Below are 15,041 nucleotides of genomic sequence, written 5' to 3'. Positions count from 1 at the left end.
TATTTGACGTCAACGCCGCATTATCAAGGTTCCGACATGAACTGGATCACAAACTACGTCCGCCCCCGGATCAATTCGATCTTCTCGCGCCGCGAAGTGCCCGAAAACCTTTGGCACAAGTGTGATGAGTGTGGAACCATGCTGTTCCACCGCGAATTGGCGGAAAACCAGAATGTCTGCACCCAGTGCGACCATCACATGGCAATCACGCCGCGCGATCGGTTCCAACATCTGTTTGATGGCGGTATTTTTTCCGAGGTTGATGTCCCGGCACCGAAAGACGATCCCCTGCAGTTTCGGGATCAGAAAAAATACCCTGACCGTATGAAGGCGGCCCAGAAAAAGACCGGCGAGAAAGAAGCGATGCTGGTCGCCGTTGGCGAAATCGGCCGTACCCCGATCGTGGCTGCCGCGCAGGATTTTTCGTTCATGGGCGGATCGATGGGCATGTATGTAGGCAATGCCATCATTGCTGCAGCACAGGAGGCTGTTAGGCTACAGCGGCCCCTGATCCTGTTTTCGGCAGCCGGCGGCGCGCGGATGCAGGAAGGCATTCTGAGCCTGATGCAAATGCCGCGTACGACGGTCGCAGTGGAGATGCTCAAAGAAGCAAACCTGCCCTATATTGTCGTCCTGACCCACCCGACTACAGGCGGCGTCACAGCCTCATATGCGATGCTGGGTGACGTTCATATTTCGGAACCCAATGCCCTGATTTGTTTTGCCGGACCCCGTGTGATCGAACAGACCATTCGTGAGAAACTGCCCGAAGGATTCCAGCGCGCTGAATATCTGCTGGATCACGGGATGCTCGACCGAGTGACCAAACGCACCGAGATGCGGGATGAGCTGATCACCATCACCCGAATGCTGATGAAGCAGCCCCCTGCGGTCAAAGGCGACCTTCCTGCGCCCGAGCCGGAAGAAGCCCCAACCGAGGCACCCACCGAGGACGCGGTCGAAAAATGACCTCCCCATCTTCGGATGCCATCCTAGACCGGATGATGGCGCTGCACCCCAAGATCATCGACCTGACCTTGGATAGGGTATGGCGTTTGCTGGCGGCACTAGACAATCCTCAGGTTAAGCTGCCTCCGGTCATTCATATCGCTGGAACCAATGGCAAGGGCTCGACCCAGGCCATGATCCGGGCGGGGCTTGAAGGGGCAGGGCATGCGGTCCATGCCTATACCTCACCTCATCTGGCCCGGTTTCACGAGCGAATCCGACTGGTAGGTGAGCTGATTTCCGAACCCGACCTTACCGCCGTGCTGGATGAGTGTTACGCCGCCAATGGCGGTGAGAACATCACCTATTTTGAAATCACCACCTGCGCCGCGCTGCTGGCATTTTCCCGCACCAAAGCTGACTATACGCTGCTCGAAGTCGGGCTGGGCGGGCGGCTGGACGCCACCAACGTGATCGAACGGCCCGAGTTGACGGTCATCACCCCCGTCTCGATCGACCATGAGCAGTTCCTGGGCGACACTTTGGGCAAGATCGCCGCTGAAAAAGCCGGAATCATCAAGCCGGGCGTTCCCTGCATCGTCGGCCCGCAGCAGGATGAGGCGCTGGAAGTCATCGAATATACCGCAGCCCGTCTGGGCGCTCCGCTATTGGTCCACGGGCAGCACTGGCATGTTCATACTGAGAACGGTCGCCTTATTTATCAGGACGAAACCGGTTTGCGCGATCTGCCTATGCCAAACCTACTGGGTGCTCATCAGATCGAAAATGCAGGCGCGGCTCTGGCTGCGTTGCGCCACCTGCAAATGGGCGATGATGCCTACGAGGCCGCTGTGGCCAAGGCCGAATGGCCCGCGCGCATGCAGCGGCTAAAAACCGGTCCTCTGGTCGAGCAGGCTCCTCAGGCTGAGTTGTGGTTGGATGGTGGTCACAACGCGGCTGCAGGCACTGCTTTGGCCGAGGTTCTAGCCTCACTACCAGAACGTCCCACGCATTTGATTTGTGGTATGCTGAATACCAAAGATGTCACCGGTTATCTCGCGCCATTGGCCCAAAGGGCAGACAGCCTGACGGCCGTATCGATCCCGGGTGAGCAGAATACACTGAGCGCGGACGAAACCGCCGCCGCTGCTGCTAAGGTGAATCTGGCCGCCACAACAGCAGACAGCGTCACAGACGCGCTCGCCGCAATCACCGCTCAAACCCCTGATGCACGCATTCTGATCTGTGGGTCGCTTTATCTTGCGGGAAACATCCTTAGAGAAAACGCCTGATCCTCCGCCAGATGAAAAGATCCTGCGCCAGGGCAGCGCCCCCTATCTGCCCCAATCCTTGTCTTGCATCTCCCGCAGGCGCGAGGCCGTACGCTCAAACTCAAAAGTTCCTTCCCCTTCGACATAGAGCATCTCGGGCTCGGCAGCGGCGGAACAAATCAGCCGAACTTTCGCCTCATAAAGCGCATCGATCAGGGTGACGAAGCGCTTGGCCTCATTGAAATTATTGCGTGACAAACGCGGGATGTCTTCAAGAACCAGTACCTTCAGCGCTTCTGCGATAGCCAGGTAATCTCCTGGACCCAACATTCGTCCGCAGAGGTCATAAAACGAGGCCCGTGCAACGCCGTTGCGAAAGGCGGGCAGGACAACTTCGCGACCCTTCACCTGAAGGGCCAGCTCTTCTGCCGGTCCACCCGACAGATCATTCCAAACCCCACGAATCTTCTCCCGCGCTTCGGGCCCGATGGGGGTGAAGTAAACCGGCGAGCCTTCAAGTCGGTTCTGCCGGTAATCCGTGGGTGAAACCAACTCCCACACTTCCAGTTGCTCTTTGATGTGCTGTATGAAAGGCAGAAAAAGCTGCCGGTTCAACCCATCCTTATATAGATCATCCGGATGTCTGTTCGAAGTCGTAACGATAACGACACCACCCTTGTAGAGCAGATCAAACAACCGCCCCACGATCATCGCGTCGGTGATATCGATGATCTGCATCTCATCAAAGGCCAGCACCCGCGCCGATTTGATGACTGCATCGGCCACAGGGACCAGCGCGTCCTCAACGCCGTCTTCACGCGCCTTGTGCAGACCGGAATGGATTTCCTGCATGAACGCATGAAAATGCACCCGTCGAACTGGGATTTCACCCAATGTCTCGACAAACATGTCCATCAACATCGACTTGCCGCGCCCAACACCTCCCCAAAGATACAAACCCTTAGGTGGCGGCGGCGCTTTGCGGAAAAATCCACGCTTAACCGGTTCGGCCAAGGCTGCTCGAATGCGCTCAAACCGGGGCAGCACAGCCTCTTGCGCGTCGTCCCGGGTCAGTGTCCCATCAGCAATAAGATCTTCATAGTGTGAAATTAGATCCGTCATGAGTTGAGCCATACCGATCGCTTCGTGTGTTGAAAAGAAACCTTTTTTCCAGACACATCAATTTTGCTGAACTGGCGTCACAAAACTCCTGAATTGACGCGCCGAGTTGTACCGCTAACGTCTGCTGGAACCAATCTTCGGAGCCTTAATGTCGCAATCCAGCCGTTTGCTGAACCCGATCCTGATCGTCGGCTGCATCGTAATTACAGTCAGTTTTGCCGTACGCGCCTCTTTTGGTGTGTTCCAGATACCGATTGCGGATGAGTTCGGCTGGCTACGCAGCGATTTTTCGATGGCGATCGCCATACAAAACCTGGCTTGGGGGATCGGCCAGCCGATCTTTGGCGCCATTGCGGAAAAGATTGGGGATCGGCGCGCCATCGTTCTGGGCGCTTTGACCTATACGGCGGGAATGGTCCTGACGGCATGGTCCGTTACCCCGTTTGAACATCAGATGTATGCCTGGCTCGTGGGTTTCGGGATCGCTGGGACGGGGTTTGGCGTGGTCCTTGCGGTCGTAGGTCGTGCCTCATCGGATGCGAACCGCTCGATGTCATTGGCGATTGTCACCGCAGCGGGCAGTTTCGGGCAAGTCATTGGCGCACCCACAGCAGAGTGGTTGCTGACTTTCTTACCCTGGCAGCAAGTGTTTCTGATCTTTGCGGTGGCTATCCTTGCATTGATCCTGACATTGCCATTCATGCGCGCGCCTCAGCCCGTCAGCAGATCGGAGCTAGAAGAGAGTATGGGGCAGATCCTGTCCAAGGCATTCCGCGACCCGTCTTATTCGCTGATTGCGATCGGCTTTTTCAGTTGTGGCTATCAACTGGGCTTTGTCACAGCCCATTTCCCCGCCTTCGTCACCGAGATGTGCGGCCCGATCCAACCCGGAGGCCTCTTACATTCGATGGGGATCACCACAACTTCAGCCTTGGGGGCGATTGCGATTTCGTTGATTGGGTTGGCGAATATCGGCGGAACCCTTTTGGCCGGATGGGCTGGAAATCACTTTCCGAAGAAGTACCTGCTCGCGGCGGTTTACACCGGCCGAACGCTTGCCGCAGGTGCCTTCATCGTGTTCCCAATCACGCCCTTGTCCGTGATCGCATTCTCGCTTGTGATGGGATCGCTCTGGTTGGCGACCGTACCGCTAACATCTGGCCTTGTCGCACATCTCTATGGCCTGCGGTACATGGGCACGCTCTACGGGATCGTATTCCTGAGCCATCAGATCGGCAGTTTTCTGGGCATCTGGTTAGGCGGGCGCATGTACGACCAATTCGGTGATTACACCATGGTTTGGTGGATCGGCGTCGCTATCGGAGCGTTCAGCGCCATCATTCACCTGCCCATCCGCGAAAATCGCTCACCAACCGGCGTGACAGCCTGAGCTATGCGGCCTCTTCAGCGGTCAGCAGCCCCTCAGAAACCAATCGATCCGCCCAACCCTGCGGATCGATGAAGTGATGCGTTTGCCATCCGCGCGCCCTTGCTGTTTCGATATTCTCGATCCTGTCATCTGCAAACAAAAGCGCCGAGGGAGGGATGCCGCAATCGGCCTCAACCATTTCATAAATTGGCATATGAGGTTTGACCGTCTTCATCCGACCCGAGACGTATTGACGATCAAACTCATTCAGAAACGGATAAACGGTAGTGGCATAGTCAAAATTCTGAACCCCAAAATTCGTCAGGGCAAAGACCGGGATCTTCTTGGTCCGCAACGCGCGCAGAAGTCGCGCTGAATGTGGGATCTCGGGCGCGGCCAGTTCGATCCAGTTGTCATGCCACATTCGGATTTCATCGCGCCATTCCGGGTACTTGTCCGCCCAATTGTAAATCGTATCCGTGAAATGATGGCCCTGATCTACCAGATCATTCATCCCATGCAGATCGACCTCGTCAAACATGGCGCGACGACGATCCTCGCCGATTACCCGATCATAATAGCGCTCGGGCTGCCACTCGATCAGCACATTTCCGATGTCAAAGATGACGGCTTCAATGGCCATGACTTAATCCCATACCAGTTCAATCACAACGACTGAACCAATCGCAGGTCAGAGATGCAAGCGCCAACCGCAGCGCGGCACGCGCTGCCCAGCCCAACGGAAGGATATGCATCTTTGATGCGTCTCTGACCGGCGGGAGCACTACCTGCGAAGGGCAGCGCGTATCTCGCGCTCAAGCGCATCCAGAAAACGCGAACGGTCGGCTTTGCCAAATGGTTTTCCTCCGCCACCTGTCCCCAGCGGGTTTGCCGCGCGAAGGTCCGCCATCAGATCGCGCATTGCCAATTGCTGACCGATATTGGCCGCGGTGAAAGCCTCACCACTGGGCCGAAGCACGCGTGCTTCGGCTTCAATACACTTGGCGGCCAGCGGTATATCAGAGGTAACGACAATATCGCCGGTGCCGCAGCGTTCGGCAATCCACTTATCCGCCTCATCTGCTCCCGAGGCGACGATCACTACCTGCACCAACGGGTTGGCGGAGGGGCGTAGGCCTCCGTTTGAGACCAGAACCATCGGCACCTTGTGTCGGGTTGCCACCCGTTCAGCCTCGGCCTTGACCGGGCAGGCATCCCCGTCGATGTATAGCGTCGTCACGCCTCTTTGACCTTTGGCGCTGACTTTGCCTTTGGCGTCGATTTGCGCACCTTGAATTCGTCCGGAATGGGCATCCGGTTAAAGGCATCCAGCCCCGCGATTTTGTAAGCTTCGGCAAGGGTCGGATAGTTGAACGTGTTCTGCACGAAGTAGTCCACCGTGCCTTTCAGGTTCAGCACCGCCTGCGCGATATGGATCAGCTCGGTTGCGCCTTCGCCGACAATCTGAACCCCTAAGACCCGGCGGGTCTTGAGCGAGAACAGCATCTTCAGCATGCCATGCTCCAACCCCATGATGTGCCCGCGCGAGGTTTCGCGGAACCGGGCCACACCCACTTCGTAGGGAATACCACGCTCCTGCAGTTCTTCCTCGGACATCCCGCAGGTTGAGATTTCGGGGACCGAGTAGATCCCATACGGATACCAGGGGCTTTCCGGCAGGGTTGGAGTCTCCAGCGCATGACAGGCCGCGACCCGTCCCTGTTGCAACGAAGTTGAGGCCAACGACGGATGCCCGATGACGTCTCCGGTGGCATAGATATGCGGCACCGAGGTCTGATAGGTCTTGCGGTCCACACTGATACGATCGCGATGATCCGTTTCAATGCCAACCGTATCCAGGTTCAGCGCCGAGGTTGCCCCCATCCGCCCGGCTGCAAACAGCAGCATCTCGGCCCGGACGTGCCGCCCATTGTCCAGCGTGATCTCAACATGGCTACCGGCGTCTTCTATTTTCTCGACGGCTGCACCCAACCGCAGATCGACGCCATTTTCACGGATCTGATGTGTGAAATCGTGGATAAGTGTCTTGTCGATGAAATCCAGAAACGTCTCGCGCGGTTCGATCAACGTCACCCGGACATCAAGCGCCGAGAACATAGTTGCATATTCAACGCCGATCACGCCCGCACCGATCACGCAGAGCGAACGCGGGATTTCCTCCATCTCAAGGAAATCATCCCCATCGACGACAGTTTTGCCATTGAAAGGCACGTAATCTGGCCGGTAGGTCTTGGTGCCGGTGGCGATCAGGAATTTGGCTGCTGTCAGACGCGTGGATTCGCCTGCATCCGTAGCCACCTCGATCTCGTGTGGCCCCGTGAACGTCGCCAACCCGTTCAGCGTTTCAACATGGTTGCGGTTGAACTGATGCTCCAGCACATCGACCTCATGATCGAGTGTCATGTGTAGCCGTGCTTTCAGATCCTCTGCGCTGATCTGATCCTTGACCCGGTAGGAGCGCCCATAAAAACTGCGCTCGCGCCAGCCTGACAGGTTCAGCACCGTTTCTCGCAAGGTTTTCGATGGGATCGTGCCGGTATGAACAGAGACACCACCAAAACGATCTTTGCGGTCAATCACCAGCACCCGGCGCTGCAATTTGCCTGCCTGAATCGCCGCTGCCCGGCCTGAAGGGCCCGAGCCGATGATGATCAGGTCATAGTCATATTTGCTCATGCCTCAGTCCCCATACAGCGCTTCGGCGTGGAAGGTGATGTGATCCTCCATAAAGGTGGACACGAAATAGTAGGAATGGTCATAGCCGGGCTGCAGTCGGTAAGTGGCCTGCTGGCGACGCTCGGCAATTGCCTGCGCCAGTGCCTCCGGGCGCAACAGATCCATAAACTGATCGTTTGCACCGGTGTCGATCAGGACCGGTCCGTCAAAGCCTGTGCTTTTCATCATCGCCGACGCGTCATGCTTGGCCCATGCGGTCTCATCATCGCCCAGATACGCGCTGAGTTGCTTGCGGCCCCAATCCGCCCCCATTGGGTTCGAGATCGGCGAGAAGGCCGAAACAGACCGGTAACGCCCGGGCAGGTTCATCGCCAGCGTCAATGCGCCATGCCCACCCATCGAATGTCCTGTGATGGCCTGACGATCAGGATCAATCGCAAATTTCTCGGCCAGAAGGGCCGGCAACTCTTCGGCAACATAATCCCACATGTTGAAGTGAGGCGTCCAAGGGCCTTGCGTGGCATTGACATAGAACCCTGCGCCTTGGCCAAGGTCATAGTCTTCGTGATCTGCCACGCCTTCGCCGCGTGGTGAAGTGTCGGGGAACACCAGCGCAATGCCCTGTTCGGCCGCCCAACCCTGGGCACCCGCCTTCGTCATGGCATTTTCATGGGTGCAGGTCAGGCCCGACAGATACCACAGAACAGGAACGGGGCCGTCCTTGGCTTCGGCTGGAAGAAAAAGGCCAAATGTCATATCACATTTGCAGGCCGAGGAAGCATGGCGATAAACGCCCTGCACACCACCAAAACAGGCATTTTCCGAAAGGGTTTCCATCAAGCTGATCCTTACGTTGTGTCCGGGCCATGGCTACCGCTCTGCAGCGTCGGCGTAAAGTGCAGCCACCTCTGGAAAGCTCATTTTTCGAAAAGGTGAAGATCAGAATCCGCTGACCCATCCTATCGCCAGCGGGACGGTCAGAATGCTGGCGATGGTAGATAACAGGATGGCAGCAGATGCCCGTTGCGGGGCCACACCGTAGTGCGCAGCCAGCATGTAAACATTGCCTGCAACTGGTAAAGACGCCGCCGCGATTGCGACCATCGCAGGGAATGAGGCAACCGGGATCAGCCAAATCACCATAAGTGCCACGATAAACGGATGCAGCACCAGTTTGCAAAAACTCAACCAGCCCGCGATCTGGATGCGCTCGGCCGATTTGTCTGCCAGTGACGCCCCGATGGCAAACAGCGCCCCCGGCGTAGCCGCACCGCCCAGAATTGTCAGAAAATCATTAAGCGGGGCTGGTACAGGCACCTCTAACGCAGACCAGATCAATCCGGCGGAGATTGACAAGATCATGGGGTTTCTCAGCAGGCCAATCCCGATCAGGCGCATCGTCCCCAGGCTGAGTCGACCATCGCGGCCACCGTTGATCAGGATCACGATCAATGAGGAAAACACAACCAGATCAACCGTCAGCACCAACATCACTGGACCTATGGCAGCATCGGAGAATAAAAGCGCAAGCATGGGCAGGCCCAGAAACCCAACATTGCCAATAGCAGCACATTGCGCCTCGACCGCGGCGGTGGGGATGTCCAGCCCTCGGAGATAAGCGATAGCCGTCGCCAGCGCATAGACGCCAGCAGTGCCGATCAGATACCCGAGAACCAGCCGACCGTTGAAAATTTCGGCAAAGGGCAGGGTGGCGGCAAACCGGAATAGCATAGCCGACAAAGCAAAGAAAAACACGAACTTGGTTAGATATGCTGTCGCCTCGGGAGGGAAAAACCGGCTGCGTCCGGCCCAGAACCCCAGGCCGATGATTGCGAAAAAGGGGAGAGTGCGCAGAAATATCTCGACCATGGCAACGTGTTAACATGGCTGGTCAGGCTCGCAAGGTTGACGCACGGTCGGCGGTACGATTGAAGCCGTAACGTTGTGCCAAAACCGCTATCGGAGTGAAAAGCGTTGAAACTGAACCGAACGGTTTATAGTGTTGCAGGATATCGCAATCCGGAGACACCATGACCCAAGCCGCCACCATCCTGCGTACAGGCCGTAAATTCGACCAGGTGTTACGTGGGGCCCGAGAGGTTTTCATGGCGGATGGGTTTGAAGGTGCAAGCGTCGATGACATCGCGCGTGCGGCGGGTGTTTCGAAGGCAACGCTATACAGCTATTTCCCCGACAAGCGACTGTTGTTCACCGAGGTTGCCCAGACCGAATGTCGCCTGATGTCCGAGCGCATCCTGTCGATGATCGATGAGACCAAGCCAGCCCGCGAGGTGCTGACGATAGCAGCCACTCAGCTTACGGCTTTTCTCGTCTCGGACTTCGCGCAACAGGTCTTTCGCATATGTGTGGCCGAACGCGACCGATTCCCCGAGCTTGGTAAAGCGTTTTATGAAGCAGGACCGAGGAACGGCCAACGCCAGATGGCCGAATATTTGACCAAGGCGGTTAGCAAAGGTGAGTTGGCGGTTGAAGACGTCAACATCGCGGCCGAGCAGTTTTCTGAACTGTGCAAAGTCCGACTATGGGGCCGCGCGGCGTTCGGTATCCAAAATCGATTTGACCAGAACGAAATCGACGAGGTCGCATTGCAGGCCGTCGACATGTTTATGGCCCGCTACGGCGTTTGAACTGCGTAAGTTCGCCAGCGATAAGTCACATTGATGGTAAGAAGTCGTGTTGGTGCGGGTGGAGGGACTTGAACCCCCACGCCTTGCGGCGCCAGAACCTAAATCTGGTGCGTCTACCAATTTCGCCACACCCGCAACCCGATGCCGAAGCACCGCGACGACGCGCTGAATAGCAAAGCTTTTGAATGAGTGCGAGAGGTAAAATCAAGCGAGAGGGCAGTTTATTATCGTCTCGCTGGAAACAATCTTTTGCCCAAGTAAGTTTAACCAGAACTCGCATGTGCCAAATGTTAAAGAACGTGCCTTGGACAGTGAGAATGCGGTTTGGCCAGTCTTTTCAGCACGAACAGTGCTCAGGTGCTGGTTTTGGTCGTAATTTCACCTGTGTGAAGGCCCGTTTTCTGGTCCTTCTTTTTGTTTCCATTTAGCGAACATTTATCGCAATTTTTCTCTTTATCTTAAACTCGCATACGTTGAGTCGCTCAGAGATTACTTTGTGTGGGGCACATTTCAAAAAAGTGTAACTTGAGGTGAGTGGTTTCGTATCGAATTTCAATCAGAGGTTCCTTCGATCACAGAAATAGAAATTATTTCTATATATTTCAAAAAAGTAAGAAGCAGCATGTAAATCCTTGACGCCACGGAACCTCGGACTTTTTAACAAGCAATCAAAGCCATAAAAACTTGGACAACTCGTCAAGGTCGTGGCTTACACTCTCATAGGTTGAGGTTTTTCTATGAGACGCCATCATAATTGTGCCACATTTCAAACGCCAAAATATCCTATTCGCGTCAAAATAACACCGCGGTAATCGTAATTGATTGGGCGCAGGAGTTAATGAGTCTTTTTGCCTTCTGGCACCGTGCGAGTTTCTGCTCAACTCCAGAACAAGGGTCTCTGTCGTGACCAACCAGATCAAATCCGTTGCTTCCGAGCAAGACGCTGTCAGCCTTGCGCGTGAAAGCTTTATTGGCGAACTGAAAACCCTGAACCGTCAGCACCCTGGCACAGGATTCGGCGTCGCTCTCCGTACGCATTCGGGCAATCGCTACTTGCTGGCTAATGCCCGCATGCCGCTGCCTGCCAACAAAACAGATGATTTTCCGACCGGACGCCGTGTGGCTTGTTTGGAAAATGGTGAAGGCTTCAGTTCAATCGAAGTTCTGGCTGATTCTTTCGCATATGAATCGATTTCACCGCGAACCGAGGCCGCAATCCTCGGCAACGCGCTGGACCTGATCGCACGAATCGACACGCTTGCAAGCCTGCCTGACGGGGCAGGGAACCACATCGCTGCAACTGGTACCGGAGGCTGACCATGGCGCGTAACGACCACCTTCTGTCTGTCGGAAACGAGTCCCTGTCTGAGATGACAGAGGCAATGACCTCGTTGACGACACAGATCGACCAACTGACAGAGGTGGCGGATGCGCGGTCTTCCGCACGGCTGGCTGCGCTCAAGACCAAAATGGAGAATTTCACCGCCAGTGTCACGATGGTCGGGCAGGTGAAGGCCGGCAAATCCTCGATCGTGAACATATTGGCCGGGCGGCCAAATCTTTTGCCTTCGGATGTGAACCCGTGGACCTCGGTGGTTACAACGCTGAACATCAACACCCGCACAGAAGGCGACACCCGTTCCAAATTCACATTCTTCGAGCAGGAAGAATGGGACAATCTGATGGTTGGCGGCGGTCGTCTGGGCGAGTTGGCCAATCGAGCCGGTGCCGATGATGAGATGGACGATATTCGCCGTCAAATCGGCGAGATGAAGGCCAAATCAGAAGAGCGGCTTGGGAAGCACTTTGACCTGATTCTCGGTCAGAGCCACCAGTATGATTATTTCGACGATGAACTGATTCAGCGATATGTCTGCCTCGGGGATGAGGATGACCCGGATATCGACCCCAAGACGGGCCGTTTCGCCGATGTGACTAAATCGGCCGAGTTGTTCATGGATATCCCGCAATATCCGATCTCGCTCAAGCTCTGCGATACCCCAGGTGTGAACGATACCTTTATGGTACGCGAACAAATCACCCTACGCAGCCTGCGTGGATCAGAGGTGTGTGTTGTTGTTTTGGCTGCCAGCCAGGCGCTGACCACGATGGACATGGCGCTAATGCGGATCATCGCACAGTTCGAGAACCGCCAGATCATCCTGTTCGTGAACCGCATCGATGAATTGTCAGACCCGGTCAATCAAGTGCCTGAGATACGTGATCGTATTCAAGACACACTGAAACAGAACAACATAGACGCCAACACCAGCGTTGTTTTTGGCAGCGCTCTGTGGGCCGAGGCTGCGCTGACCGGAAACCCGGACATTCTAACTGAGGAATCGCGCGAGGCGTTGAACACCTTTTACCTGGCGGCTGGATTTGGCGATCAGGCTGCATCGCTGGATAAGATCTGGGCGCTATCAGGATTGCCTGATCTGCTGCTCGCCATGAATGAGCGTATCGCTGAGGGTGCAGGAACGCGTCTTTTGGATCGCGTTCGCCATCGGGCGCGCAACATCGCCAGCCAGATCCGGGCTACTGCAGTGGCCAAGACGCTGTCTAACTCTGACGGTATCGTTCGGGATCTGGACGGTGCGTCGCCCGAAGAAGCGATCGCAAAGGTTTCGGCTGAGTACGAAAAGAAAGCCTCGGAACTGACAACCAAGCTGCGCGACAAGGTATTAGAGCGACTTGCGTCTGCAGAAGCAAATTTTGTCAAACGTGCGACGGATTCTCTGATCTCACATCTGGAACAGAATGGTGAGCAGGGTACATGGCAATATGATCCGGCAGGTCTGCGCACCTTGCAGAAGGCGGCATATTTCAGCTTTGCCCGATCCATGCGTAAGGATGCCGGTGCTCTGTATTCGGCTGCTGCAGCGGATGTCGAGGCACTGTATCAGAAGCTGCTGGGCAACCACTTAGGTGAATTCAACATCGAAGCCCCGATCGTGCCGCGTGTACCCCCGCCATTAGGGATTGGCCGCACAATCGCACTGGACCTGCAGAGCACATGGTGGCGACGTTGGTGGCAACGCCGCAAAGGGTTTGAAGCTTATGCCGCAGACTATACGCGACTGATCGCGTCGGAGGCGAACTCGATCACCAAAGACATCGAGGAAAACCAGATCGCCGCCGTCTTAGAGAACGTGCGGGCCACGTTGACCGACTTTATTGCCGAACAGAAGGACACGCTGCTCAGCATCTCGCAATCGCCTGAAAGGGCTGCGGCCCAGATGGCCGAGCAGAAGCCGCAGAAATCACGTGACGATATTCTGGGCGATATCCTGAAAGACCTTAGTAACGAAGCAGCATAAGAAGAGTTATGGTAAAAGAATCACAAACCCGCTTCGTCTCTCCCAAGGCTTGGAACCGCATCGAGCAGTGGTCCCGCCGCAAACCTGTGTTTGCGCTCATGGGGGAATTCAGTGCAGGCAAATCGACGTTGATGAATTTCCTGCTGCGCAAACAGGCACTGCCGACGCAGGTCACAGCCACGCAACTGCCGCCGATCTGGTTCAGCTGGGGCAATCGACCCGCCTATATCAAACGCCATGATGGTAGTACGCAGAATATCGAATTGGATCAGCTTGAACAGGTTGGTGTCAACGACGCCCAGTTCATTCGCATCTTCCTTGAAGCCGATATTCTTGAAGCGGTCGACCTGATCGACACACCCGGCATTTCGGACCCGAAGATTTCGACGGATGTCTGGCAACGCGCAGTTGGCCAGGCCAATGGTGTGTTGTGGTGCACGCACTCGACCCAAGCTTGGCGCGAGACTGAACGTGCCACTTGGGTTTCGCTGCCAGAACGTCTGCAGCACAAGTCGCTGTTGTTGGTGACGCGCGCAGATGCCTTGAATCAGAAAGACCGTCAAAAGGTCTTACGCCGTGTAAATCGGGAAGCGGGTCATTTGTTCAATCGCACGATCCTGTTCTCGGCCCGCGATGCCATCATGGCCCGTGACAAAACCGGCGACGCCGAGCTGTGGTCACGCAGCGGCGGCGGCAAGATGGTCGACAGTTTCCTTGAGATCACTGAGCAGATCATGGACAGCCGTGCGGATATGCTGTCGCGCTATCAAATTGACAAATCCCTGTCAGACGCACCCAAAATTCAGCCATCGCGGCCCGAGAAAACCTCTGGCGAAGCACCGCTGAAACTTGTCACGCCGATGGAAGATGACTCTGCCGAGAATGATGTGGTTACAAGTTTCCCGGTACGCCCTGCCCGCGTGGAACGCCGCACCGAGGAGTCCGGACAGGCGCGGATTGATGCAGAAGAAGCCGAGCGGATGCGCGCGGAAATGGCTACCGAAGCGGAGCCCGCTGATGAAGACTTACGTGCCTTGTTCTCTGACAAGACGGAAGATCCGCTGGATCTGAACCTCTTGGCAAACCCCATCACCGACGTGGATGAGTTTGATTTCATGGATGACGATGATGAGGAAGAGCAGGAAGATGCCGAACTGATCGTCTTGGGTGAAGAAGAGGACGAAGCGGAAGCAGTCGAAGCTGCGGACACCGAACAAGAGCCGTCGGAGGACGCCGAAGAATCATCAGATATCGAAGTATCGGTTTCGTCGATTACGGCCCTGTTGGCGGAACAGTCGGAAAACTCGGCAGACGAATATGAACCGGAGCCCGAATCGAATGCGCTGGCTCCAAACCGCGTCGTATCAATGGTGGGTGAAGCTGCTGCCGAAGAGATTGAAGATGCAGCCGATGACAAGGCAGATGATTTGGGCGATCGCCTCATAGAAACGCCACTCAGTGCTGCAGCAATGTGGGGTGAAATCGTGGCGCGTGAGAACCTGCCTGACGATGCAAATGGCCTGAAAAGCGCCTTTGCAGCATTCTTGTCCGAGTTTGACCAGATTGCGTTGGAACATGACGCTAAGCGGAATCAAGACATACCGCGCGCCGTTTCTGAGGCTCGCAAGAACGGCGGAGCGGAGTGGCATGCGATTTAGATTAAACC

General features: G+C 55.8%; 13 protein-coding genes and 1 tRNA gene. 7 read left to right on the top strand and 7 right to left on the bottom strand.

The window, feature by feature from the left end; translation table 11 throughout:
* Positions 1 to 36 precede the first annotated feature (36 nt).
* Entirely contained in the window at positions 37 to 969 is a 933-nt protein-coding gene (accD, locus tag ACRZ96_RS09065; protein WP_170393952.1) for an acetyl-CoA carboxylase, carboxyltransferase subunit beta, read from the top strand.
* The gene (locus ACRZ96_RS09060) at positions 966 to 2,240 is read left to right on the top strand and encodes a bifunctional folylpolyglutamate synthase/dihydrofolate synthase (protein ID WP_480771774.1); all 1,275 of its coding nucleotides are present in this window, start codon (positions 966 to 968) and stop codon (positions 2,238 to 2,240) included. Before accD ends, ACRZ96_RS09060 begins: the two co-directional genes overlap by 4 nt.
* Before the next feature lie 42 nt (positions 2,241 to 2,282).
* Here the strand turns inward: ACRZ96_RS09060 and zapE are convergent, their stop codons facing one another.
* Positions 2,283 to 3,341: a cell division protein ZapE gene (gene zapE / locus ACRZ96_RS09055; RefSeq protein ID WP_170407266.1), complete on the bottom strand. Its 1,059-nt coding sequence runs from the start codon at positions 3,339 to 3,341 to the stop codon at positions 2,283 to 2,285.
* A 148-nt stretch (positions 3,342 to 3,489) separates the two neighbouring features.
* Between zapE and ACRZ96_RS09050 the strand changes: the two genes are divergently transcribed.
* Positions 3,490 to 4,731: an MFS transporter gene (locus tag ACRZ96_RS09050; RefSeq protein WP_480771775.1), complete on the top strand. Its 1,242-nt coding sequence runs from the start codon at positions 3,490 to 3,492 to the stop codon at positions 4,729 to 4,731.
* Between the two features lies 1 nt (position 4,732).
* Here the strand turns inward: ACRZ96_RS09050 and ACRZ96_RS09045 are convergent, their stop codons facing one another.
* The 5 genes from ACRZ96_RS09045 to ACRZ96_RS09025 form a co-directional block, all read right to left on the bottom strand.
* Positions 4,733 to 5,353, bottom strand: coding sequence for an HAD family hydrolase (locus ACRZ96_RS09045; protein WP_170625675.1), 621 nt, complete (start codon positions 5,351 to 5,353; stop codon positions 4,733 to 4,735).
* Positions 5,354 to 5,494: 141 nt separating this feature from the next.
* Positions 5,495 to 5,950, bottom strand: a complete 456-nt coding sequence (locus ACRZ96_RS09040) for a YaiI/YqxD family protein (RefSeq protein ID WP_170393941.1) — start codon at positions 5,948 to 5,950, stop codon at positions 5,495 to 5,497.
* The gene (sthA, locus tag ACRZ96_RS09035; RefSeq protein ID WP_170586838.1) at positions 5,947 to 7,407 is read right to left on the bottom strand and encodes a Si-specific NAD(P)(+) transhydrogenase; all 1,461 of its coding nucleotides are present in this window, start codon (positions 7,405 to 7,407) and stop codon (positions 5,947 to 5,949) included. Before sthA ends, ACRZ96_RS09040 begins: the two co-directional genes overlap by 4 nt.
* A 3-nt stretch (positions 7,408 to 7,410) precedes the next feature.
* The gene (gene fghA / locus ACRZ96_RS09030; protein ID WP_480814409.1) at positions 7,411 to 8,244 is read right to left on the bottom strand and encodes an S-formylglutathione hydrolase; all 834 of its coding nucleotides are present in this window, start codon (positions 8,242 to 8,244) and stop codon (positions 7,411 to 7,413) included.
* A 102-nt stretch (positions 8,245 to 8,346) separates the two neighbouring features.
* Entirely contained in the window at positions 8,347 to 9,276 is a 930-nt protein-coding gene (locus ACRZ96_RS09025; RefSeq protein ID WP_480706139.1) for an AEC family transporter, read from the bottom strand.
* Positions 9,277 to 9,437: 161 nt separating this feature from the next.
* Here ACRZ96_RS09025 and ACRZ96_RS09020 point away from each other — a divergent pair, with 161 nt between their 5' ends.
* Positions 9,438 to 10,055 carry a TetR/AcrR family transcriptional regulator gene (locus ACRZ96_RS09020; RefSeq protein WP_170407287.1) on the top strand — a complete coding sequence of 206 codons (618 nt, stop codon included), beginning with the start codon at positions 9,438 to 9,440 and terminating at the stop codon, positions 10,053 to 10,055.
* Positions 10,056 to 10,105: 50 nt separating this feature from the next.
* Here ACRZ96_RS09020 and ACRZ96_RS09015 read toward each other — a convergent pair.
* A tRNA-Leu gene (locus ACRZ96_RS09015) sits at positions 10,106 to 10,190 on the bottom strand.
* 768 nt (positions 10,191 to 10,958) lie between these two features.
* Between ACRZ96_RS09015 and ACRZ96_RS09010 the strand changes: the two genes are divergently transcribed.
* Genes ACRZ96_RS09010 through ACRZ96_RS09000 form a run of 3 tightly spaced genes read left to right on the top strand, consistent with a single transcriptional unit; the run spans position 10,959 to position 15,033 of the window.
* Positions 10,959 to 11,372 carry a hypothetical protein gene (locus tag ACRZ96_RS09010; protein ID WP_170393931.1) on the top strand — a complete coding sequence of 138 codons (414 nt, stop codon included), beginning with the start codon at positions 10,959 to 10,961 and terminating at the stop codon, positions 11,370 to 11,372.
* Between the two features lie 2 nt (positions 11,373 to 11,374).
* The gene (locus ACRZ96_RS09005; RefSeq protein WP_170393929.1) at positions 11,375 to 13,375 is read left to right on the top strand and encodes a dynamin family protein; all 2,001 of its coding nucleotides are present in this window, start codon (positions 11,375 to 11,377) and stop codon (positions 13,373 to 13,375) included.
* Positions 13,376 to 13,383: 8 nt separating this feature from the next.
* Positions 13,384 to 15,033, top strand: a complete 1,650-nt coding sequence (locus ACRZ96_RS09000; protein ID WP_170511878.1) for a dynamin family protein — start codon at positions 13,384 to 13,386, stop codon at positions 15,031 to 15,033.
* The last annotated feature ends 8 nt before the right edge of the window (positions 15,034 to 15,041 follow it).

The sequence above is a fragment of the Ruegeria sp. CF1 genome (assembly GCF_056537445.1).
The sequence above is the reverse complement of the archived record's forward strand: the minus strand, read 5'-3'. Positions and strand labels throughout refer to the sequence as shown.

Coding starts and splice junctions, on each gene's coding strand:
- ACRZ96_RS09060 (WP_480771774.1), top strand. CDS start 966: ATGACCTCCCCATCTTCGGATGCCATCCTAGACCGGATGATGGCGCTG.
- ACRZ96_RS09045 (WP_170625675.1), bottom strand. CDS start 5,353: ATGGCCATTGAAGCCGTCATCTTTGACATCGGAAATGTGCTGATCGAG.
- ACRZ96_RS09005 (WP_170393929.1), top strand. CDS start 11,375: ATGGCGCGTAACGACCACCTTCTGTCTGTCGGAAACGAGTCCCTGTCT.
- fghA (WP_480814409.1), bottom strand. CDS start 8,244: ATGGAAACCCTTTCGGAAAATGCCTGTTTTGGTGGTGTGCAGGGCGTT.
- ACRZ96_RS09050 (WP_480771775.1), top strand. CDS start 3,490: ATGTCGCAATCCAGCCGTTTGCTGAACCCGATCCTGATCGTCGGCTGC.
- ACRZ96_RS09025 (WP_480706139.1), bottom strand. CDS start 9,276: ATGGTCGAGATATTTCTGCGCACTCTCCCCTTTTTCGCAATCATCGGC.
- ACRZ96_RS09020 (WP_170407287.1), top strand. CDS start 9,438: ATGACCCAAGCCGCCACCATCCTGCGTACAGGCCGTAAATTCGACCAG.
- sthA (WP_170586838.1), bottom strand. CDS start 7,407: ATGAGCAAATATGACTATGACCTGATCATCATCGGCTCGGGCCCTTCA.
- accD (WP_170393952.1), top strand. CDS start 37: ATGAACTGGATCACAAACTACGTCCGCCCCCGGATCAATTCGATCTTC.
- zapE (WP_170407266.1), bottom strand. CDS start 3,341: ATGACGGATCTAATTTCACACTATGAAGATCTTATTGCTGATGGGACA.
- ACRZ96_RS09000 (WP_170511878.1), top strand. CDS start 13,384: ATGGTAAAAGAATCACAAACCCGCTTCGTCTCTCCCAAGGCTTGGAAC.